Raw genomic sequence first — 20,808 nt, 5'->3', positions numbered from 1 at the left:
TGCGCCGAGGCCGCGCGGATGCCGCGCGCATCCGCGCGGCGGGTTTCATCCGGTGATCGTCCCGGTGGCCTGCGACGCGATCAGCTTCGGCTGCGGCGTGCACTGGCACTGGCACAGGTCGTGTTCGAGCGCGACGACCTTGCCCATCACGGTCATCGTCCGCTCGCCGCCGTCGGACACGATCACGCCGGGCGACTTGCAGGCGGCGCAGAACACCGACGCGCCGAGATAGGCGAGTTCGCGTCCGTCGAACGACGAATTGGCGATCCCGTCGAGCACGACACCGCCGTGGTCGGTCGTGTCGCCCTTCAGAATGAATTTGCGGCTCATGTGTCGGTCCTTCCCTCGGAAATGCCGTGCAGCGCGGCATCACGGCCGCACGCGGGCAATCGGAATCCGCCCGTCGATCGCGGGCGTGCCGCGAGCATATCACCGCTCGCGGCCGCCGCTAGCCGATCGCCGCATTCGTCAGAACTTGTGCCGGACGCCGATCCGCGCCTCGAACTGGCGGTCGTTCGCGGACGTGCCGGGGCCGTTGATCGCGGCAACCGCCGCGTGCCCCGTCGAATCGGCGCCCGATGCGCCGCAGCCGATCGTCGAATGCACGTCGTTCAGCGCGGCGTTTTCGCTGTCGGTGCACACCGACACCGTGTCGTGCGTGCCGAAGCGCTTCATGGAAATCGACTGGATTCGCGAGCGGATGGTCGCGATCGACGTGGAGGAAACGATTCCGGCCGTGTCGGTCGGCGTGCACACGCGCCGCGATGCGCTGAACACGATTGCCTGCGACTACCTGATCCACTGCTTCGTCGAAGCCGTGCGCCGGCACGATCGCGCGACGCTGCTGTGGCGGTCGCGCCGCCGTTCAGACGAACAGCGCGACGCACAGCGCGGCCCCGCACAGATAGGTGCCGAGCGCGCCGATGAAACGCACGGGATTCGGGTTGGCCATCGTCGGCCACGCGAGCAATCCGATGACCAGCAGGCAGCGGAACGCGGTTGACGCGACGATCAGCGCGAGGATCGCGCGAGACGGATCGTGGGCGCCGAAATAGAGAAACAGCACCGCGAGGAACGGCGCGTATTCGGCCGTGTTGCCGTGCGCGCGCACGATCTTGTGCAACCCGTTCGTCGGGTCGGACGCACACCCGGACCCGATGGTGCATCGAAAGCGCGTGACGGACACGACGAACCCGAGCCCGAACAGCAGCAGCCCGAGGATGGCCGTGCACACGAGTGCGACGGGATGGATCGCCATGGGACTCCGGGCGGAAGCGGACATGCGCCGCACATCCGGCGATCGTACCCGCCGCCGGCGCGCGCGGCTATCGCGGAAACCCGTAGCGTCGCCGTGCGACGCCCCCCCCTTTCACGAACGGGTTCCGGCCCGAATTGGAACGATGCCGCAGCGCACGAAATCCGTGCATCGTCCGTCGGCCCGGCCGCGCGGGCCTGCCCGCCGCCGCCCCTGCCACGCGGACGTCGCCGCGCGCAACGCGCAAACGTTCAAGCCGCAGCGGCGCGCACCATCTCGGCGCGGCGCCCGTTGCCGCGCATCACAGGCATGCACGTTGCGTCGACGCATCTCGGTAGTCGACGCCCTTGGCAGCCCGCTGCGGAGGACTACACTAATCCTTAATGGGGTGCGGCCGGAGCCCGCGCCTTCAGGGAGACGCCGCCATGAATCGGCCGCTGAATCGTATCCTGCCGCGCGTGACCGGTCCCGCATCGGTCTGGACGTGGGTCAAGTGGTCCCTGCTCGCCGCGCTGCTGATCGCGGTGGCGATCGTCGCGCGGCTCGTGCAGAGCGAGATCGAAACGTCCCGGCTGCAGGCGCACTACCTGTCCGATCTCACCCGCGACGTCGGCTACACGCTCGAGGCGGGCCCGAGCGATCGCATCCGCTTCCCCGCGAACGGCCCGTACGACCAGCGCCTCGGCTACGCGATGATTCCGGCGTTCCAGGAACGGCTGCTCGCGCGCGGCTTCGTCGTCGGCAAGCAGGCGCGCGATTCGCAGCGGATGCTGTCGATCGGCGATCGCGGGCTGTTCCTCCCGTTCGAGGAGAAGGACCAGGCGGGCCTGACGCTGTTCGACTCGACCGGCGCGCCGCTGTTCGCGACCGTGTTTCCGCAGCGCGTCTATGCCGACTTCGACAGGGTGCCGCGCGTGATCGTCGATTCGCTGCTGTTCATCGAGGATCGCTACCTGCTCGACGCGAACGAGCCGAACCGCAACCCGGCGATCGACTGGGGGCGCTTCAGCCGCGCGCTCGCCGACCAGGCGCTGCACGTCGTCAACCGCCACCAGGCGCGCCCGGGCGGCAGCACGCTCGCGACGCAGATCGAGAAGTTCCGCCATTCGCCCGAGGGCCGCACCGCGACGCCGCCCGAGAAGCTGCGGCAGATCGCGTCGGCGTCGGTGCGTGCCTACCTGAACGGCCCGCAGACGATGCTCGCGCGCCGCACCATCGTCGTGCGCTACCTGAATTCCGTCCCGCTCGCCGCGCGGCCGCACATCGGCGAGATCACCGGCATCGGCGACGGCCTCGCCGCGTGGTACGGCCGCGACTTCAACGACGTGAACCGCATCCTGTCCGCGCCGACGACGGGCGACAACGTCGACGAACAAGGCAAGGCGTTCCGCGAGGTGCTGTCGCTGATCATCGCGCAGCGCGCGCCGTCGTACTTCCTCAATCGCGGCTATCCGGCCCTGGAACGGCTGACCGACAGCTACCTGAGGCTGCTGTCGAACGGCGGCGTGATCTCGCCGGCGCTGCGCGACGCCGCGCTTGCCGCGCAGATCGAACGCAGCGCGCCGCCGGCCGCCGTGCACGTGCAGTCGTTCGTGTCGCGCAAGGCCGTGACGTCCGCGCGCGCGTCGCTGCTGTCGGCGCTCGGCATCAGCGACCTGTACCAGCTCGACCAGTTCGACCTGCAGGCGACCAGCACGCTCGACAACGGCGTGCAGCAGGCCGTCGCCGAACGGCTCGCACGGGCGTCGACGCGCGACGGCGCGCAGGCGGCCGGCCTGTACGGTTTCGAGATGCTCGCACCGAAGGACGACCCGTCGCACCTCACGTACAGCTTCACGCTGTACGAACACCGCAACGGCGCGAACCTGCTGCGCGTGCAGACCGACAGCGTGAACGAGCCGTTCGACGTCAATCGCGGCGGCCGCATCAACCTCGGCTCGACCGCGAAGCTGCGCACGCTGATCACCTACCTGCAGATCGTGTCCGACCTGCATGCGCGCTACGCGAACCTGTCGAACGCGGAGCTGGCCCGCGTGAAGCCCGACCCGATCGACGGGCTGTCGCACTGGGCGCTCGACTACCTGTCGCATACGCGCGACCGCTCGCTGCAGGCGATGCTCGACGCGGCCGTCGAACGCAAGTATTCGGCGAGCCCCGACGTGTTCTACACGGGCGGCGGCGCACAGGTGTTCTCGAACTTCGAAAAGTCGGACAACGGCCGCATCCTGACGCTGCACGCGGCCTTCGAGCACTCGGTCAACCTCGTGTTCGTGCGGCTGATGCGCGACATCGTCCACTACGAGACGCTGCAGGCGGCCGGCCCGTCGTCGTCGTGGCTCGGCGACCCCGAACAGCGCCGGCATTACCTGCAGCAGTTTGTCGACGGCGAAAGCCAGGTCTACGTGAAGCGCTACTACACGCGCTATGCGGGCAAGGCGCCCGACGACGCGCTCGCGCTGATGCTGAAGGACGTGCGCAAGTCGCCGCCGAAGATCGCGACGGTGCTGCGCAGCGTCGCGCCGAACGAATCGCTCGCGTGGTTCGACGCGCAGATGCGTGCGCAACTGAAGGGCACGCCGGCCGCGACGCTGTCCGACGACGATCTCGCCAGGCTTTACGCGAAGTACGCGATCGACCGCTTCAACCTCAACGATCGCGGTTATATCGCGAGCGTGCATCCGCTCGCGCTGTGGACGCTCAACTACCTGCGCGCCCACCCGGCGGCGCCGCTTGCCGATGTCCAGCGCGACAGCCGCGACGCGCGTTTCTACACGTACTCGTGGCTGTACAAGACGCGCTACCACGCGACCCAGGACCGCCGCATCCGTCGCATGGTCGAACTGCGCGCGTACGCGGAGATCACGAAGTCGTGGCGGGCACTCGGCTACCCGTTCGCGGAAGTCACGCCGTCGTACGCGGCCGCGATCGGCGCATCGGGCGACCAGCCCGACGCGCTCGCGAAACTGATCGGCCTGATCGCGAACGGCGGCCAGAAAGCGCCGACCGAGACGATCACGCGGCTCGACTTCGCGAAGGGCACGCCGTACGAAACACGCTTCGTGCGCGCGGCCGCGCAGCCGCAACCGGTGCTGTCGCCCGAGATCGTCAACGTCGCGCACACGCTGCTGCGCGACGTCGTGCTCAACGGCACCGCGCGCCGCCTCGCGGGCGGCTTCACGCTGCCCGACGGCAAGACGCTCGACGTGTACGGCAAGACCGGGACAGGCGACCAGCGCTTCAACGTCTACGCGCGCGGCGCGCGGCTGATCGAGTCGCGCAAGGTGAACCGCAGCGGCACGTTCGTGTTCGTGCTCGGCGACCGGTTCTTCGGGGTCCTGACGGCGACCGCGCACGAACCGTACGCGGCACGCTACGACTTCACGAGCGCGATGGCCGTGCAGTTGCTGAAGTCGATGGCGCCGGCGCTCGCGCCGCTGATCGAACGCCCGGCCGGCACCGGCACGCGCACCGCGGGCGCCGCACCGCACGCGGCAGCGCCCGCGACGGGTGCCGCGGCCGCGCAACCGTCCTGACGGCAGTGCGTCCTGTCATGCGCCGATGCGCCGCTCAGTGCGAGCGGCCGTCGTAGTGCGTGACCGGCAGCGCGTCGAGATCGACGCCTTCGAGACAGCGCACGTTGATCGCGACCATCGCGCGCATCCACAAGCCGGGCGGCTGCGTGAACGCCTGACCGCACCGCACCGCGCCGCGCCGCCATTTCGCGTCACGACATCTCGATCCGCGCGCGCGTCACCGCGAGCAGCGCCGCCATCGCGCGGCGCGCACCGTCCTCGTCGCGCACGCGGATTGCGTCGCTGACCGCCGTGTGCTCGGCGAGCGATGCGTTGTACACGTCCGCGCGGCGCGCATTCAGGTGCAGCTGCGCCTCGAGCGTGCGATCGATCAGCGTGCCGAGCGGCACCAGCAACTCGTTGCCGCCGGCCTCGAGCACGCTCAGGTGAAAGCGCAGGTCGGCGCGCACCCATTCGTCGACGTTGCGCGCGGCGGCCATCGCGCACGCCGCGCCGTCGATCGCGTCGAACGTTTCCGGTGTATGCATGCGCGCGGCGAGCGCGGCCGCGTATGGCTCGACCATCTCGCGCATCTCCTGCAGCTTCAGCGCAAATGCGAGCGGCGGCGCGACGCGCGCATACCAGTCGAGCAGGTCGGCGTCGAGCAGGTTCCATACGCCGCGCGGCCGCACGCGCGTGCCGATCTTCGGCCGCGACTCGACGAGCCCCTTCGACGTGAGCGTGCGCAGCGCCTCGCGCATCACCGTGCGGCTCACGCCGTACATCTCCATCAGGTCGGGTTCCCTCGGCAGCAGCGACTCGGGCGGGTAGTCGCCGCGCAGGATCGCCGTGGCGAGCCGGAAGGCCGTCTGTCCATGCAGGTCGCGTCGAATGATCGTTCTCCGTTATGCCGGTACCCGGGTGGTCCGGCTGCCCACTATCTGCACAATAGTGCTATTAATACTATTTTTTATCGGCCTGCGCTAGGATAACCGCGAAAGCACGCGACCGCGCGCGGCGCCCGACTGCCCGCGCCGGTCAATCCTGGAGACACGCATCGTGAAAATCACCCGCCTCGAAACCTTCGTCGTCCCGCCGCGCTGGCTGTTCCTCAAGATCGAAACCGACGAGGGCATCGTCGGCTGGGGCGAGCCTGTCGTCGAAGGCCGCGCGCACACGGTCGAGGCCGCCGTGCAGGAGCTGGCCGACTACCTCGTCGGCCGCGACCCGCTGCTGATCGAGGATCACTGGCAGGTGATGTACCGCGCGGGCTTCTACCGCGGCGGCCCGATCATGATGAGCGCGATCGCGGGCGTCGACCAGGCGCTGTGGGACATCAAGGGCAAGCATCACGGCGTGCCAGTGCATGCGCTGCTCGGCGGCCAGGTGCGCGATCGCATCAAGGTGTATTCGTGGATCGGCGGCGACCGGCCGAGCGACGTCGCGAACAATGCGCGTGCGGTGGTCGAGCGCGGCTTCAAGGCCGTGAAGATGAACGGCTCCGAGGAGCTGCAGATCGTCGACACCTACGACAAGGTCGAGCAGGTGATCGCGAACGTCGCGGCCGTGCGCGACGCGGTCGGCCCGCACGTCGGAATCGGCGTCGACTTCCATGGCCGCGTGCACAAGCCGATGGCCAAGGTGCTCGCGAAGGAGCTCGACCCGTACAAGCTGATGTTCATCGAGGAGCCGGTGCTGTCGGAGAACGCCGAGGCACTGCGCGACATCGTCAACCAGACCAACACGCCGATCGCGCTCGGCGAGCGGCTCTACTCGCGCTGGGACTTCAAGCACATCCTCGCAGGCGGCTACGTCGACATCATCCAGCCCGACGCGTCGCACGCGGGCGGCATCACCGAGTGCCGCAAGATCGCGACGCTCGCGGAGAGCTACGACGTCGCGCTCGCGCTGCACTGCCCGCTCGGGCCGATCGCGCTCGCCGCGTGCCTGCAGCTCGACGCGGTCAGCTACAACGCGTTCATCCAGGAGCAGAGCCTCGGCATCCACTACAACCAGGGCAACGACCTGCTCGACTACCTGCGCAATCCCGAGGTGTTCCACTACGAGGACGGCTTCGTCGCGATCCCGCAGGGCCCGGGGCTCGGCATCGACGTGAACGAGGAGAAGGTGCGCGAGATGGCGAAGACGGGCCACCGCTGGCGCAACCCGGTATGGCGACACGCGGACGGCAGCGTCGCCGAGTGGTGAGCGCGATGCGCGGCGTGCGCGCTGAGTCGCGCTGAGTCGCGCTGAGTCGCGCTGAGTCGCGGCAAGTATCGATACGAGAACGGCTGCCCGACAGGCAGCCGTTTTTGCATGCCCGGCGCGGCGCCGCGCACATGGCGAATGCACGTGGCGGATGCGCGTCGGCGGCCTTGCGTCGCGCCGCGCGCAACCGGCCGTCAGCCGAGCGCCGCGAACCCCGGCACGCTGAACGACAGCACCGCGGCCGCGACGAACACGCCGATCATCGTCAGCGCCTCGAGATGCAGGATGTTGCGGAACGTGTGCGCATCCTCGGTCGACGCGGTGCGGCGCAGGCGCGGCAGCGCCGAGAAACGGTTCAGGCCGCCGAGCACGAGCGCGAGCGCGACGAGCAGCAGCTTCAGCAGCAACACGCGCCCCCACGTGCTGCCGTCGAGCGGCGCAAGCGAGCCGCCGAGCCCGCGGATCGCATTGAGCGCGCCGGTGCCGAGCACGAACACGACCGCGACGATCGACGTACGCGACAGGTGCTGGCCGATGCGGATCAGCGCGCCGCGCGCAACCGACGACCCGAGCGCCGGCAGCACCGCGAGCCCGCCCGCGAGCACGAGGCCGCCCCACACGGCGGTCGCGAGCAGGTGCAGCGTCTGCACGCCGACCGCCGCGGACAGCGCGCCCGTATCGGCCGCATGGCCGAGCGAGGCCTTGCCGGCCGCGACCACGATCACCGCGAGCCACAGCACCGCGTGCGCGGCCGGACCTTCCGGCTTCGCCAGCGCGACGATCGCGAGCACCACGGCGCCGGCGAACGCGACGCTCCATGCGAAGCCCGTATGGGTCTGCGTCAGCATCACGGGAATCGCGGCGAACGCGCCGCCGAGCCCCGCGCCGCTCATCGTCGCGGCCTCGTAGACGAGCCAGCCGAGATCCGCGAGCACCAGCGCCAGCGCCGCCGCAACCAGCGAATGTTGCGCGCGCAGCCACGCGGGATGGGACGGCGCGACGACCGGGCGTGCACCGTCCTTGCCGAGCCATGCCTTGAGCAGCGCCGAGCCGACCGCCATCGCGAACGCGGCGTCCATCAGCGCCGCGAGCGCGACCTGACCGATCCACAAGCTGTCGAACTTCATCGCGCACACCCTCCCGAAAGCGGCAGGCCGACGAAGCGGCAACGGGACGGACAGCGTGAGGAAGGCAACGGCACGGTAGAAAACGTCATCGATGAATCCGGAAACGGGAGAAATGACTGGACCTGCGGCGGAGGCGGCGCCGCGCGACCCGCGAGTGTACGGTCTTCGATGGTGAAAACGCACGCCGGTTCACACAGGTGCGGCGCAATGCGCGTCAAATTGTCGCAAGTCGCAAACGGACAGGAACCGATGTCCTTTTGCCAAATAGCCGTCATTACCCATCGATGATAGAATGCCGCGTCGCAGCAGCCCGGCTGCCTTGCCGTCATGCGCCGAGCCGATCGTAGCCCGGACAGGTCCCCGTCGAATAAACATGGAGTCTCGTGTGTCTTCAAGACGCCTCTTCCGTCCGCTGCTCGCCGTTCTGATGTTCGGCGGCGCGGGCCTTATGAGCGCTGCCCAAGCGCAGACCAAGCCCACGGAGCAAGCGCACGCCCAGCAGGCGCCGCTCAAGGCACCCGATACCATGGCCGAGCGCGTGCGCGGCTGTACGGCCTGCCATGGCGTCCATGGCCAGGGTACGGACAACGACTACTTCCCGCGTCTTGCCGGCAAGCCGGCCGAGTACCTGTACAACCAGCTCGTCAACTTCCGTGACGGCCGGCGCAAGTACCCGCCGATGAACTACCTGCTGACGTACCTGAACGACGACTACCTGCGCGAGATGGCCGAGCACTTCTCGGCCGAACGCCCGCCGTACCCGACGCCGGCGAAGCCGACGCTGCCGGCCGCGACGCTCGCGCGCGGCAAGCAGCTCGTCACGCAAGGCGACCCGTCCCGCAAGCTGCCGGCCTGCGTGGCCTGCCACGGTGCGACGCTCACCGGCATGCAGCCGGCGATCCCTGGCCTGGTCGGCCTGCACGCCGACTACCTGAGCGCGCAGATCGGTGCATGGCGCTCGGGCAACCGCCACGCGAAGGCGCCCGATTGCATGCATGAAGTCGCTTCGAAGCTTTCCGACGAAGACGTGACGGCCGTGACCGCATGGCTCGCCGCGCAACCGGCGCCCGCCAACCCCGTGCCGGCTCCGGCGCGTTCGATGAAGACTCCGCTCGCCTGCGGCAGCGAACCGCAATAAGGCAAGGGAGACAGACACAATGAAACGCAAGTCCCTGTTTGCACTCTCGGCTGTCGCGATCGTCGCGGCCGCCGCCCTCGTGCCGGTCCTGTGGCCGGGCAACGACACGCTGCACGGCGCTGCCGCCGTCGCGGCCACGCCGGCCGACCAGGCCGCGCTGATCAAGAAGGGCGAGTACCTCGCGCGCGTCGGCGACTGTATCGCGTGCCACACCGTGCGCGGCGGCAAGTCGTTCGCGGGCGGCCTGCCGATGGCGACGCCGTTCGGCACGATGTACACGCCGAACATCACGCCGGACGACAAGGACGGCATCGGCAAGTGGACGTCGGACGACTTCTACCGCGCGATGCACACCGGCCGTTCGAAGGACGGCAGCCTGCTCTACCCGGGCTTCCCGTTCGCGAGCTACACGAAGGTCACGCGCGCGGATTCCGACGCGATCTACGCGTACCTGCGTTCGGTCGCGCCGGTGTCGGTGCCGAGCCGTCCGCACGAACTGAAGTTCCCGTTCAACAACCGCAACCTGCTGATCGGCTGGCGCACGCTGTTCTTCAAGGAAGGCGAGTACAAGCCGGATCCGACCAAGTCGGTCGAATGGAACCGCGGTGCGTACCTCGTCGAGGGCCTCGGCCACTGCTCGATGTGCCACACGTCGATCAACATGATGGGCGGCCCGGTGAGCTCGGCAGCCTTCGCGGGCGGCCTGATCCCGCTGCAGAACTGGTATGCGCCGTCGCTGACGAACGACAAGGAACTCGGCCTCGGCGACTGGCACGTGCAGGAGCTGTCCGACCTGCTGCAAGCCGGCGTGTCGAACAAGGGCGCGGTGTTCGGCCCGATGGCCGACGTCGTGCACAACAGCCTGCAGTACATGAGCGACGAAGATACGCGCGCGATGTCGACGTACCTGAAGTCGATCCCGCAGAAGGCTGAAGCGCCGAAGAACATGCAGTACGAGCCGTCGAAGCAGTTCGGCAACGCGCTGTTCGACCAGGGCAAGAAGATCTACGCGGACAACTGCGCGACCTGCCACGCCGAAACCGGCGCGGGCAAGCCGCCGGCCTATCCGCCGCTCGCGGGCAACCACTCGATCGTGATGGAATCGGCGGTCAACCCGATCCGCATGGTGCTCAACGGTGGCTATCCGCCGAGCACGTTCAAGAATCCGCGTCCGTACGGGATGCCGCCGTTCGCACAGTCGCTGTCGAACCAGGAGGTTGCGGCGGTCGTCACGTATATCCGGATGTCGTGGGGCAACAACGGTACGCCGATCTCACCGCAACAGGTGAGCGACCTGCGTTCCGCGCCGCTCGACTAAGAAGCGGCTGACAAACACGGGGCGCGGCTGCGGGAAACCGCGGCCGCGCCCTTTTGCATTTTGCAATTTGCGATGTCACCTCCCGCGCGGGCCGCGCGAGACGTCGCCGATCATAAAACTGAAGAGTGGTATCTATGTCTTTCGAATCTCTCGGCCTGGCCGAACCGCTCGTCAAGGCGGTCAACGAGCTCGGCTATACGTCGCCGACTCCCATCCAGCAGCAGGCGATCCCTGCCGTCCTCGGCGGCGGCGACCTGCTCGCCGGTGCGCAGACGGGCACCGGCAAGACGGCAGGCTTCACGCTGCCGATCCTGCAACGCCTGCACACGTTCTACGCCGAGCATCGCGGCGCGAAGCGCGCGGTGCGCGCGCTGATCCTCACGCCGACGCGCGAACTCGCCGCCCAGGTCGAGGAAAGCGTGCGTGCCTACAGCAAGTACCTGAAGCTGCGCTCGACCGTGATGTTCGGCGGCGTCAGCATCAATCCGCAGATCGACGCGCTCAAGCGCGGTGTCGACATCGTCGTCGCGACGCCGGGCCGCCTGCTCGATCACATGCAGCAGAAGACGATCGACCTGTCGGACCTCGACATCCTCGTGCTCGACGAAGCCGACCGGATGCTCGACATGGGCTTCATCCACGACATCAAGCGCGTGCTCGCGAAGCTGCCGCCGCAGCGCCAGAACCTGCTGTTCTCGGCCACGTTCTCCGACGAGATCAAGGCGCTCGCCGACAGCCTGCTCGACTCGCCCGCGCTGATCGAGGTCGCACGCCGCAACACGACCGCCGAGAGCGTCGCGCAGAAGATCCACCCGGTCGACCGCGACCGCAAGCGCGAACTGCTCACGCACCTGATCCGCGAACACAACTGGTTCCAGGTGCTCGTGTTCACGCGCACGAAGCACGGCGCGAACCGGCTTGCCGAGCAGCTGACGAAGGACGGCATCAGCGCGATGGCGATCCACGGCAACAAGAGCCAGTCGGCCCGCACGCGCGCGCTGGCGGAGTTCAAGAACAGCACGCTGCAGGTGCTCGTCGCGACCGATATCGCCGCGCGCGGGATCGACATCGACCAGTTGCCGCACGTCGTCAACTTCGACCTGCCGAACGTGCCGGAAGACTACGTGCACCGGATCGGCCGCACGGGCCGCGCGGGCGCGACCGGCGAAGCCGTGTCGCTCGTGTGCGTCGACGAAAAGCAGCTGCTGCGCGACATCGAGCGGCTGATCAAGCGCGAGATTCCGCAGGAAGTGATCGCGGGCTTCGAACCCGATCCGAACGCGAAGCCGGAGCCGATCCAGCAGCGCCGCGGGCAACAGCAGCCGCGCGGCGGTGGCGGCGGTGGCGGCAATCGCCAGCCGCGTGCGGGCGGCTCAGGCCAGCCGGCCGCGAAACGCGACGGCAACGCACAGCCGAAAGCATCGCAGCAGAAGGCCGCGAAGCCGCGCACGCAAGGCGGCGCCGGCGGCAGCGGCGGACGCCCGGCGGGCGGCGGCAATGGCGCACGCCCCGCGAACGGCAACGCCGCGCACCCGAACCGCAACCGTTCGTCGCGCAGCGGCCAGCGCGGTCACTGAAGCCGCGCAGCCGCGCGCCGCAGGTGCTCGATCTGGCGTTGCCAGCGCTCGAGCACCGCGGCGCGCTCCCCTTCCAGCGTGAACGTGACGCCTGTCGCGAGACGCGCATAGCCAACCCGCTGCGCATCGCCGTGCGCGATCGTCGCAGCGAATCCGGCCAGCCCGCCGAAGTCCCCTTCGAGCGGCTCCATCGTCAATTGCGCCTGAAAGAACGCGCCGTCCGCGACGAGCGTCAGCGCGGCCGTGCGCCGTTGCGCGATCGCGCGCGCCGCACGCGATTGCGGCCAGAGCGCAAGCAGCAGCGTGCGCGCATCGTGTGCATAGATCTCGCCGACGCCGAGCAGCGTCGTGCGCAACTGGCCGTCATCGGTCGCGACGATCAGCGATGCGGCGAAGTCGGCATGACGCTCGAGCGCCGTGCCGTCGAACAGCGAGACGACGGCCGGCGGCCACGCATCGAACGTCCATTGTTCGAGCGCGTGGCGATGGGTATCGGTCATGATGGCGTGGCCCCGGGTGAAAAGCGGATGAACAAGCCGCAGCATACGCGCGACGGGCCGCGCCGCGGCGATCAGCGCAGGAACACGTGCCGCGTGATCTTCGTGAGCGGATAGTGGACGCCCGGCTGGATCTTCGCGGGCAGGTCGAGCGGCTTGAGCAGCATCTTCACGCACATGTCGGCCGACAAGTTGCGCCGCACCAGCTTGCTGATGCGCGCGGCGCGCTCGCGGTTGTACTGGCTGTCGCCGACACGATCCGGATAGCGGACCGCGAACACGTGGCGCAGCGCGATCTCGGAATCCTCGTTCTTGATTTCCATCACGCGGCGCGCGAGCGCGCCGAGCACCGCGAGCCGGCCGTTGCCTTCGAGCTGGTTGTACTTCTTGAAGAACTTGAAGAAGTGCTTGTAGTGACGCACTTCGTCCGTGCGGATGTTGTCGGTGATTTCCTTCAGCACGGGCTCGTCCGAGCATTCGTTGATCGCGCGATAGAGCGTGGCCGTGCCCGTCTCGACGACGCAGCGCGCGACCATCTCGAGCGCGCGGGTCTTCTCGAATGCCTCGACCTTGCAGGTCAACGAATACTCGGCGAAGAAATTCGCGAACGCGGTATCCCAGTCGAACTCCGGCCACACGTGCGCGATGTACGCCTTCAGCGCGCGCCCGTGCTGCAATTCTTCGTGCTCCCATGCATTGTTGAGCCATGCGGAGACTTCCGGATCGTCGTTGAAGAACTGGCTCAGATTGCTCGTGTAGAGATCCGAACCGCTTTCGATGAACGACGACGCGCACAGCAGCAGCAACAGATCCTCGTTCGCGGCGGCACGCTGACGATCGATCCGGTTCAGGTCGATGTCCTCGATGCGCCACGGCATCACATGCGTCGTTTTGGTGTCCATGGTGGTGCGCTCCCAGTCGTCGCACGGGCGCCGGCCCATGCCTTCGGCACAGGCGCCGACCGACCCGCAGGCGGCGTTTTACTTGCGTTTATAGTGGATTGGTCCGGCCGAACCATGCTGGCATCTTAGCCGGACTTTGACGTTCGTGCTCCAGAGCACTGACCATACCTGACACGCGCAGTTCCACGACGTCTGTTGCCGTTCGTTAGACGAGTCCTTCAAACCGCTTGCGCCCGCTCGACGATACGGGCCGCGACAAACGAAACGGGCGGCCGTCCGGCCGCCCGTGAAGCGCTGGAAATGCCGGTGAAAGCCGGCCGCAATCCGTCAGAAACCTGCCGCCAGGCCGTCGCGCCGGCTGTCGCTCGCGGCCACGTAGCCGCGCTCGCGATCGTCTCGGTCGAGACGCCAGATGAACTGCCCGGAACCGAAATCCATGTAAGGATCGTCGATCGACTTGATCGTATGGCCGCGCGCGGCCAGCGCATCGACGGTCGCGCGATTCATCGTGGCCTCGACGTCGAGCGTGAAGTCGCGGTTGACCTTCCAGCGTGGCGCATCGCAGGCGGCCTGCGGTTGCTGCCCGTAGCCGAGCATCCGCACGACGGTCTGCAGGTGCCCCTGCGGCTGCATGTCGCCGCCCATCACGCCGAAGCTCATCACGGCTTGCGTGCGGCCGTCGGCCTCCTCGGTGACGAACGCCGGGATGATCGTGTGGAACGGCCGCTTGCCGCCCGCGACGACGTTCGGCGACGCCGGGTCCATCGAGAAGCCGTGCCCGCGATTCTGCAGCGCGATGCCGGTGCCGGGCACGACGAGCCCCGAACCGAAGCCCATGTAGTTCGACTGGATGAAGCTCACCATCATCCCGCGCTCGTCGGCCGCCGACAGGTAGATCGTGCCGCCCGAATGCGGCCGGCCGGCGCCGAAGTGCGTCGCGCGCGCGGGATCGATCAGCTTCGCGCGTTCGGCGAGATACGCGTCGTCGAGCATCTGTTCGGGCGTGACCTCCATCGCGCGCGGATCGGCGACGTAGCGATAGACATCCGCGAACGCGAGCTTCATCGCCTCGATCTGCAGATGCTGCGAGTCGACCGAATCGACCGGCCATTCCGTCACGCCCGCGTGCTCGGCGATCCCGAGCGCGATCAGCGCGGCGATGCCCTGCCCGTTCGGCGGGATCTCGTGGATCGTGTGACGGCCGAAGCGCTTGCCGATCGGCTCGACCCATTCCGGCCGGTACGCTTGCAGGTCGGCCGCGGTCAGCGCGCCGCCGCCTTCGCGCGAGAACGCGGCGATGCGCTCGGCGAGCGCGCCCTCGTAGAACGCGCGGGCCCCCTCCTTCGCGAGCGTGCGCAGCGTCTGCGCGTGACCGGGCAGGCACACGCGCTCGCCGACGAGCGGCGCGCGGCCGCGCGGCATGAAGGTCTCCGCGAAGCCCGGCAGCCCCTGCAGCTCGGGCACGGCGGCCGCCCACTTGTGCGCGACGATCGGCGGCACCGCATAACCGCGCTCCGCGATCTCGATCGCCGGTTCGAGCAGGTCTGCGAACGGCAGCGAACCGAACTTCGCATGCAGCGCTTCCCAGCCCGCGATCACGCCCGGTACGGTGACGGTGTCCCAGCCGCGCGTCGGCTTGTTCGCGATGCCGTTCGCCGCCTCGCCGTGGCGCTGGCGGAAATAGTCGACGTTCCACGCAGCCGGCGCGACGCCCGACGCGTTCAGCCCGGACAGCCGCTCGCCGTCCCACACGAGCGCGAACGCGTCGCCGCCGAGCCCGCACGACACGGGCTCGACGACCGTGATCGCAGCCGCGGCGGCCAGCGCCGCGTCGACCGCGTTGCCGCCCTTCCACAGCATCCGGAGCCCGGCCTGCGCGGCGAGCGGGTGCGACGTCGACACGACGTTGCGCGCGAACACCGGAATGCGGGTCGTCGGATACGGGTTGTGCCAGTTGAAGCCAGTCATCGGTTCCACCTCGTCGAAAGCTGAATGAAGCGCCGGGCGCGCACCCGCGCGCGGGCAGTCCGCCATTGCAGCGCGATCAGCGCAATCGCACAAATTCATTTGTCACATGAATCAATGCAATTTCCGCATGAATTGCAGGCGCCCCTGCCGGCCATACCGGCCTAACGGCGTTGCCGCCCTTACAATACCCGCTCCGTCTCACGACACGACCACCGAGCCATGACCCGAGATCCCCGCCTCACCCTCAACGCGCGCCAGCAGGAACTGCTCGAATGGGTGCAGCGCGACGGCTTCGTGACCGTCGACGATCTCGCCGCGCACTTCGCGGTGACGCCGCAGACGATCCGCCGCGACGTGAACTGGCTCGCCGACCTGAACCTGCTGCGCCGCTATCACGGCGGCGCGAGCCTGCCGACCAGCTCGGAAAACGTGTCGTACACGGCGCGCCAGCGGATGTTCCATGACGAGAAGCGGCGCATCGCGGCGCTCGCGGCGTCGCACATTCCCGACCAGGCGTCGCTGTTCATCAACCTCGGCACGACCACCGAGGAAGTCGCACGCGCGCTGAACCGCCACCACGGGCTGCACGTGATCACGAACAACCTGAACGTCGCGTCGATGATGAGCGGCTACCCCGACTGCGAGGTGCTGATCACGGGCGGGATCGTGCGGCCGTGGGACAAGGGGATCGTCGGCGAGCTCGCGATCGACTTCATCCGCCAGTTCAAGGTCGACTACGCGATCATCGGCACGTCGGCGATCGAGGCCGACGGCACGCTGCGCGACTTCGACACGCGCGAGGTGCGTGTGGCCGAGGCGATCATGCAGCATGCGCGCACGGTCTACCTCGTCGCCGACCATTCGAAGGTCGGCCGCCCGGCGCTGGTGCGCCAGGGCCACCTGAGCCAGGTGCACGCACTCTTCACCGACAAGCCGCTGCCGCCGGAGATGGCCGACGCGGTGGCGACCGCCGGCACGCAGGTGTACGTCGCGGAGTGACGGCCGCGATGCTGCACCGCACCCGAAACTTCAAGTGAAATCAAGAAGTTGGCGCTGCGAGCAAACCGCTTGCGCGGGGCCCGGCTGTCAAACGGAAAATTAACGGGGCACGATTTGTGGTTGCCCGCATGCTCGACTAGACTCCAGTTCCCCGGCCCGTCCGACCGTTCCGCCTGTGCCAGGGCGCGGACGAATGGCATGGCCGGCGAATGCAGCTTTTCCCCCCAAACCATACCCCGCTGGGTATCGCGCGTCGGCAGGTGCGCCGGCCGCGCGGGCTGACTGGTCGCCATGGAGAGAACGATGCTGAGTCCGCATGAATTCGCCACGCTATTGCTTGTGAAGGACGCTCCCGATCAAACCTCGATGGATCGGGACGAAATCGACGCACTGCTCGAACAGCAGCTCGTCCGCCTGGAAGGGCTCGGATCGGGGCGCAAATACTGCGTGACCGAGACCGGCGACGCCGCGCTGCGATCCATCAAATACCGCTATTCGTAAAACCACACCGTTGCCGACCTGACCGCGCGGCCCGGATTCCGGGCCGCGCGGCCGTTCCTGCTTCCTCGCTTCCCCGCCTCGTCGCCCCCGCCTGCTTCAGCCGCCGCGCAGCGTCGGATCGACCGCCGCCCGCCAGCTGATGGCTTGCGCGCGCGCGCCGTTGAAATACGCGATCCAGCCGGCACGCGCCGCCGCGTCGGGCGCCGCATAGCGCGTCGAAAGTTCGTTTACGAACGCACAATAGTTCGCTTCGGTCAGCCCGCGATACCGTTTCGCCACGTATGCGTCGTACAGCGTCGAATAGACCGGCTGCGCGTCCGCGCCCCAGTCGCGCGCCGCGCCGCCGCACGACGTCTGCAGGTCGACGAACGACGGCGTGCGCCAGTTGCCGACGAGCGGCGGCATACCGGCACTGCACCCCGCCAGAAGGACGGCGCACACGCCGGCCCACATCCCAATACGCATGATTCACCTCGCGAAACGGTCGATTCCGCCAGTATCGTCCGGGATCGCACGGCGCGCTACTGGCCCCGCTTTATCGAACTTTACTTTTTCGATTTCGTTCGTTAAATTTCGAATTCGAACATTTTCTGTTCAACCATTTCCCTCAGACGATAAGGACAGCAGGTGACCCAACCGAATCGCTACGATCTGCTCGTCGTCGGCGGCGGCATCAACGGCGCGGGCATCGCGCGCGATGCGGCCGGCCGCGGCCTGTCGGTCCTGCTCTGCGAGCAGGACGATCTCGCGTCGCACACGTCGTCGTGCAGCACGAAGCTGATTCACGGCGGCCTGCGCTACCTCGAGTACAACGAGTTCGGGCTCGTGCGCAAGGCGCTGCAGGAGCGCGAGACGCTGCTGCGCGCGGCGCCGCACATCATGGGGCCGCTGCGTTTCGTGATGCCGCACATGCCGAACCTGCGTCCGGCCTGGCTGATCCGTCTCGGCCTGTTCCTCTACGATCACCTCGCGAAACGCGAACTGCTGCCCGGCTCGCGCGGCATCGACATGCGCCGCCATGCGGCCGGCGCGCCGCTGATCGATTCGATCAAGCGCGGTTTCGTCTATTCGGACGGCTGGGTCGACGACGCGCGCCTCGTCGTGCTGAACGCGCTGGACGCGAAGGAGCGCGGCGCCGAGATCCTGACGCGCACGAAGCTGGTATCCGCCGAACGTCGCGGCGACGAATGGGAAGCGCGGCTGCAGAACGCCGACGGTTCGATCCGCGTCGTGCATGCGCGCGCGATCGCGAACGCGGCCGGCCCATGGGTCGGCGAACTGCTGCACGGCGCGCTCGGCCGCGGCGCGCATCACAGCGTGCGGCTCGTGAAGGGCAGCCACATCGTCACGCGCCGCCTGTTCGATCACGATCACGCGTACATCTTCCAGAACCCGGACAAGCGGATCATCTTCGCGATTCCGTACGAACACGATTTCACGCTGATCGGCACGACCGACGTCGAATACACGAGCGATCCCGCGAAGGTCGCGATCGATCGCGACGAGACGCAGTACCTGTGCGATTCGATCAACCGCTACTTCAAGCGCAAGATCTCGCCGGCCGACGTGCACTGGACCTACTCGGGCGTGCGCCCGCTGCTGGAAGACGAGAACGCCGCGAACGCATCGGCCGTCACGCGCGACTACCGCCTCGAAATGGACGAAGGCGCGGGTGCGCCGCTGCTGTCGGTGTTCGGCGGCAAGATCACGACGTTCCGCAAGCTCGCGGAAGAAGCCGGCGACATGCTGAGCCGCGCGCTCGGCCGCGACGCGGCGACCTGGACGGCCGGCGTCGCGCTGCCGGGCGGCGACATCGCGAACGCGAAGTTCGACGTGTTCGCCGCCGCGTTCGCGAAACGCCACCCGTGGCTGCCCGCCGCGCTCGCCCGCCGCTATGCGCGTGCATACGGCACGCGCGCGGAGCGCGTGATCGACGGCGCGAAGTCGCTCGCCGATCTCGGCACCGAAATCGCCCCGGGCATCCACGACGCCGAGCTGCGCTACCTGCGCGACACCGAATGGGCGACCTGCGCGCAGGACGTGCTGTGGCGCCGCTCGAAGCTCGGCCTGCACGTCGCGCCGGGCACGCTCGACGCGGTGACGGCCGCGGTCGACGCGTGGTTCGCCGCCGCGCACGCGCCGCAGGCCTGACCCGAATGCAGTAGCAGTTGCCGTACCGACGTTGACTCACCGACGCGCCGCCCCACATGCGGCGCGCATCACAACTAAGCCAAATCCACGGATGGAGATGAGAGACATGCAGGATCAGTACATCCTCGCGCTTGACCAGGGCACCACGAGTTCCCGCGCGATGCTGTTCGATCGCCAGGGCAATATCGTATCGATCGCCCAGAAGGAATTCGAGCAGATCTACCCGCAACCCGGCTGGGTCGAGCACGACCCGCAGGAAATCTGGTCGACGCAAGCCGGCGTCGCCGCCGAAGCCGTCACGCGCACGGGCCTGAACGGCACGTCGATCGCCGCGATCGGCATCACCAACCAGCGCGAAACCACGATCGTCTGGGATCGCGAGACCGGCCAGCCCGTCTACAACGCGATCGTCTGGCAGGATCGCCGCACGGCCGACTTCTGCGATTCGCTGAAAGCACAGGGCCTCGAGGCGAAGGTGCGCGCGAAGACCGGCCTGCCGATCGACTCGTACTTCTCCGGGACCAAGATCCGCTGGATCCTCGACAACGTGCCGGGCGCACGCGAGAAGGCCAGGCAGGGCAAGCTCGCATTCGGTACCGTCGACAGCTGGCTCGTATGGAACTTCACGAAGCACGAACTGCACGTGACCGACGTGACGAACGCGTCGCGCACGATGCTGTTCAACATCCACACGCGCGAGTGGGACAGCGAACTGCTCGAGCTGCTCGACATCCCGCGCAGCATGCTGCCGGACGTGAAGGCATCGTCGGAAATCTACGGTCACACGAAGACCACCGTGTTCGCGTCGAAGATCCCGCTCGCGGGCATCGCGGGCGACCAGCAGGCGGCGCTGTTCGGCCAGATGTGCACACAGTCCGGCATGGTGAAGAACACCTACGGCACCGGCTGCTTCCTGATGATGAACACCGGCGACAAGCCGATCGAATCGAAGAACAACCTCGTCACGACGATCGCCTGGCAGATCGGCGACAACGTGCAGTACGCGCTGGAAGGCAGCATCTTCATCGCGGGCGCGGTGGTGCAGTGGCTGCGCGACGGCGTCGGCATCATCAAGTCGGCCGCCGAAATCGAGGCGCTCGCCGCGAGCGTGCCGCACACCGACGGCGTCTACCTGGTGCCCGCGTTCGCCGGCCTCGGCGCGCCGCACTGGAACGCACGGGCGCGCGGCTCGGTGTTCGGCGTCACGCGCGGCACGACCTCCGCGCACCTCGCACGGGCGGCGCTCGATTCGATCGCGTACCAGTCGCTCGACGTGCTGGCCGCGATGGAAGCCGATTCGGGCATCAGCATCGGCGAGCTGCGCGTCGACGGCGGCGCGAGCGCGAACGACCTGCTGATGCAGTTCCAGGCCGACCTGCTCGGCGTCGACGCGGTGCGTCCGCAGATCACCGAGACGACCGCGCTCGGCGCGGCCTACCTCGCGGGCCTCGCGATCGGCTACTGGAAGAACCTCGACGAAGTGCGCAGCCAGTGGCAGCTCGATCGCCGCTTCTCGCCGTCGATGCCGAAGGAGCAGGTCGAAAGCTGCGTGGCCGGCTGGCAGCGCGCGGTACGCGCCGCGAAGGCGTGGGCCGACGATACCCAGTAATCGTCAGCCATCCAGACGAAATACAACAACACCGGCGGACCGCGCT

At 68.0% G+C, this 20,808-nt stretch carries 18 protein-coding genes and 1 pseudogene; 9 read left to right on the top strand and 10 right to left on the bottom strand.

The window, feature by feature from the left end; translation table 11 throughout:
* Positions 1-45: 45 nt before the first annotated feature.
* From ABIC51_RS23755 to ABIC51_RS23745, 3 genes are all read right to left on the bottom strand, one after another.
* Complete coding sequence (locus tag ABIC51_RS23755) at positions 46-330, bottom strand: PAAR domain-containing protein (protein WP_027789204.1); 285 nt, start codon at positions 328-330, stop codon at positions 46-48.
* A 138-nt stretch (positions 331-468) separates the two neighbouring features.
* Positions 469-777, bottom strand: a complete 309-nt coding sequence (locus ABIC51_RS23750; RefSeq protein WP_301761793.1) for a hypothetical protein — start codon at positions 775-777, stop codon at positions 469-471.
* 88 nt (positions 778-865) lie between these two features.
* Positions 866-1,258 (bottom strand): MAPEG family protein, encoded by a 393-nt coding sequence (locus tag ABIC51_RS23745; protein WP_060313447.1) that lies wholly within the window; start codon positions 1,256-1,258, stop codon positions 866-868.
* 422 nt (positions 1,259-1,680) lie between these two features.
* Here ABIC51_RS23745 and ABIC51_RS23740 point away from each other — a divergent pair, with 422 nt between their 5' ends.
* Positions 1,681-4,788 (top strand): transglycosylase domain-containing protein, encoded by a 3,108-nt coding sequence (locus tag ABIC51_RS23740; RefSeq protein WP_027789200.1) that lies wholly within the window; start codon positions 1,681-1,683, stop codon positions 4,786-4,788.
* 34 nt (positions 4,789-4,822) lie between these two features.
* On the opposite strand, the pseudogene ABIC51_RS23735 reads toward ABIC51_RS23740, so the two are convergent.
* Positions 4,823-4,906: pseudogene (locus tag ABIC51_RS23735) on the bottom strand (GFA family protein); the annotation flags it as partial.
* Positions 4,907-4,979: 73 nt separating this feature from the next.
* Positions 4,980-5,663, bottom strand: a complete 684-nt coding sequence (locus tag ABIC51_RS23730) for a FadR/GntR family transcriptional regulator (protein ID WP_060357056.1) — start codon at positions 5,661-5,663, stop codon at positions 4,980-4,982.
* A gap of 163 nt (positions 5,664-5,826) precedes the next feature.
* Here ABIC51_RS23730 and dgoD point away from each other — a divergent pair, with 163 nt between their 5' ends.
* Positions 5,827-6,975 (top strand): galactonate dehydratase, encoded by a 1,149-nt coding sequence (gene dgoD / locus ABIC51_RS23725; RefSeq protein WP_027789196.1) that lies wholly within the window; start codon positions 5,827-5,829, stop codon positions 6,973-6,975.
* Positions 6,976-7,169: 194 nt separating this feature from the next.
* Here the strand turns inward: dgoD and ABIC51_RS23720 are convergent, their stop codons facing one another.
* Positions 7,170-8,102 (bottom strand): CopD family protein, encoded by a 933-nt coding sequence (locus tag ABIC51_RS23720; RefSeq protein ID WP_059688786.1) that lies wholly within the window; start codon positions 8,100-8,102, stop codon positions 7,170-7,172.
* 373 nt (positions 8,103-8,475) lie between these two features.
* On the opposite strand from ABIC51_RS23720, the gene ABIC51_RS23715 reads away from it, so the two are divergent.
* The 3 genes from ABIC51_RS23715 to ABIC51_RS23705 all read left to right on the top strand — a co-directional run bounded on the left by ABIC51_RS23715 (position 8,476) and on the right by ABIC51_RS23705 (position 12,135).
* Complete coding sequence (locus ABIC51_RS23715) at positions 8,476-9,240, top strand: c-type cytochrome (protein WP_027789194.1); 765 nt, start codon at positions 8,476-8,478, stop codon at positions 9,238-9,240.
* A 19-nt stretch (positions 9,241-9,259) separates the two neighbouring features.
* Positions 9,260-10,558, top strand: coding sequence for a c-type cytochrome (locus ABIC51_RS23710; RefSeq protein WP_021160171.1), 1,299 nt, complete (start codon positions 9,260-9,262; stop codon positions 10,556-10,558).
* A 134-nt stretch (positions 10,559-10,692) separates the two neighbouring features.
* Positions 10,693-12,135 (top strand): DEAD/DEAH box helicase, encoded by a 1,443-nt coding sequence (locus tag ABIC51_RS23705; RefSeq protein ID WP_027789193.1) that lies wholly within the window; start codon positions 10,693-10,695, stop codon positions 12,133-12,135.
* On the opposite strand, the gene ABIC51_RS23700 is transcribed toward ABIC51_RS23705, so the two are convergent.
* The 3 genes from ABIC51_RS23700 to ABIC51_RS23690 form a co-directional block, all read right to left on the bottom strand.
* Positions 12,129-12,635 (bottom strand): hypothetical protein, encoded by a 507-nt coding sequence (locus ABIC51_RS23700; protein ID WP_060313457.1) that lies wholly within the window; start codon positions 12,633-12,635, stop codon positions 12,129-12,131. The genes ABIC51_RS23705 and ABIC51_RS23700 overlap by 7 nt on opposite strands.
* A 71-nt stretch (positions 12,636-12,706) precedes the next feature.
* Positions 12,707-13,534, bottom strand: coding sequence for a ferritin-like domain-containing protein (locus ABIC51_RS23695; protein WP_027789191.1), 828 nt, complete (start codon positions 13,532-13,534; stop codon positions 12,707-12,709).
* Between the two features lie 327 nt (positions 13,535-13,861).
* The gene (locus ABIC51_RS23690; protein ID WP_027789190.1) at positions 13,862-15,502 is read right to left on the bottom strand and encodes a gamma-glutamyltransferase family protein; all 1,641 of its coding nucleotides are present in this window, start codon (positions 15,500-15,502) and stop codon (positions 13,862-13,864) included.
* A gap of 219 nt (positions 15,503-15,721) precedes the next feature.
* Here ABIC51_RS23690 and ABIC51_RS23685 point away from each other — a divergent pair, with 219 nt between their 5' ends.
* Complete coding sequence (locus ABIC51_RS23685; RefSeq protein ID WP_027789189.1) at positions 15,722-16,501, top strand: DeoR/GlpR family DNA-binding transcription regulator; 780 nt, start codon at positions 15,722-15,724, stop codon at positions 16,499-16,501.
* A gap of 303 nt (positions 16,502-16,804) precedes the next feature.
* A complete protein-coding gene (locus ABIC51_RS23680; protein ID WP_021160166.1) occupies positions 16,805-17,002 on the top strand; it encodes a hypothetical protein in 198 nt (65 codons plus the stop codon).
* A gap of 96 nt (positions 17,003-17,098) precedes the next feature.
* On the opposite strand, the gene ABIC51_RS23675 is transcribed toward ABIC51_RS23680, so the two are convergent.
* Positions 17,099-17,467, bottom strand: a complete 369-nt coding sequence (locus ABIC51_RS23675; protein WP_042975499.1) for a hypothetical protein — start codon at positions 17,465-17,467, stop codon at positions 17,099-17,101.
* Positions 17,468-17,629: 162 nt separating this feature from the next.
* Here ABIC51_RS23675 and glpD point away from each other — a divergent pair, with 162 nt between their 5' ends.
* Both glpD and glpK read left to right on the top strand, forming a co-directional pair.
* A complete protein-coding gene (gene glpD, locus ABIC51_RS23670) occupies positions 17,630-19,153 on the top strand; it encodes a glycerol-3-phosphate dehydrogenase (RefSeq protein WP_354006651.1) in 1,524 nt (507 codons plus the stop codon).
* Between the two features lie 106 nt (positions 19,154-19,259).
* Positions 19,260-20,762, top strand: a complete 1,503-nt coding sequence (glpK, locus tag ABIC51_RS23665) for a glycerol kinase GlpK (protein ID WP_354006650.1) — start codon at positions 19,260-19,262, stop codon at positions 20,760-20,762.
* The last annotated feature ends 46 nt before the right edge of the window (positions 20,763-20,808 follow it).

It is taken from the genome of Burkholderia sp. 572 (assembly GCF_040545135.1).
GTDB classification, from domain to species: domain Bacteria; phylum Pseudomonadota; class Gammaproteobacteria; order Burkholderiales; family Burkholderiaceae; genus Burkholderia; species Burkholderia cepacia.
This window is presented reverse-complemented; position numbering and strand designations above follow the sequence as displayed.

What these genes read in the sequence shown, in the direction of transcription:
- ABIC51_RS23755 (WP_027789204.1), bottom strand. Translation starts at nt 330, where the DNA reads ATGAGCCGCAAATTCATTCTGAAGGGCGACACGACCGACCACGGCGGT.
- ABIC51_RS23745 (WP_060313447.1), bottom strand. Translation starts at nt 1,258, where the DNA reads ATGGCGATCCATCCCGTCGCACTCGTGTGCACGGCCATCCTCGGGCTG.
- ABIC51_RS23740 (WP_027789200.1), top strand. Translation starts at nt 1,681, where the DNA reads ATGAATCGGCCGCTGAATCGTATCCTGCCGCGCGTGACCGGTCCCGCA.
- ABIC51_RS23720 (WP_059688786.1), bottom strand. Translation starts at nt 8,102, where the DNA reads ATGAAGTTCGACAGCTTGTGGATCGGTCAGGTCGCGCTCGCGGCGCTG.
- ABIC51_RS23715 (WP_027789194.1), top strand. Translation starts at nt 8,476, where the DNA reads ATGGAGTCTCGTGTGTCTTCAAGACGCCTCTTCCGTCCGCTGCTCGCC.
- ABIC51_RS23710 (WP_021160171.1), top strand. Translation starts at nt 9,260, where the DNA reads ATGAAACGCAAGTCCCTGTTTGCACTCTCGGCTGTCGCGATCGTCGCG.
- ABIC51_RS23705 (WP_027789193.1), top strand. Translation starts at nt 10,693, where the DNA reads ATGTCTTTCGAATCTCTCGGCCTGGCCGAACCGCTCGTCAAGGCGGTC.
- ABIC51_RS23700 (WP_060313457.1), bottom strand. Translation starts at nt 12,635, where the DNA reads ATGACCGATACCCATCGCCACGCGCTCGAACAATGGACGTTCGATGCG.
- ABIC51_RS23695 (WP_027789191.1), bottom strand. Translation starts at nt 13,534, where the DNA reads ATGGACACCAAAACGACGCATGTGATGCCGTGGCGCATCGAGGACATC.
- ABIC51_RS23690 (WP_027789190.1), bottom strand. Translation starts at nt 15,502, where the DNA reads ATGACTGGCTTCAACTGGCACAACCCGTATCCGACGACCCGCATTCCG.
- ABIC51_RS23685 (WP_027789189.1), top strand. Translation starts at nt 15,722, where the DNA reads ATGACCCGAGATCCCCGCCTCACCCTCAACGCGCGCCAGCAGGAACTG.
- ABIC51_RS23680 (WP_021160166.1), top strand. Translation starts at nt 16,805, where the DNA reads ATGCTGAGTCCGCATGAATTCGCCACGCTATTGCTTGTGAAGGACGCT.
- ABIC51_RS23675 (WP_042975499.1), bottom strand. Translation starts at nt 17,467, where the DNA reads ATGCGTATTGGGATGTGGGCCGGCGTGTGCGCCGTCCTTCTGGCGGGG.
- glpK (WP_354006650.1), top strand. Translation starts at nt 19,260, where the DNA reads ATGCAGGATCAGTACATCCTCGCGCTTGACCAGGGCACCACGAGTTCC.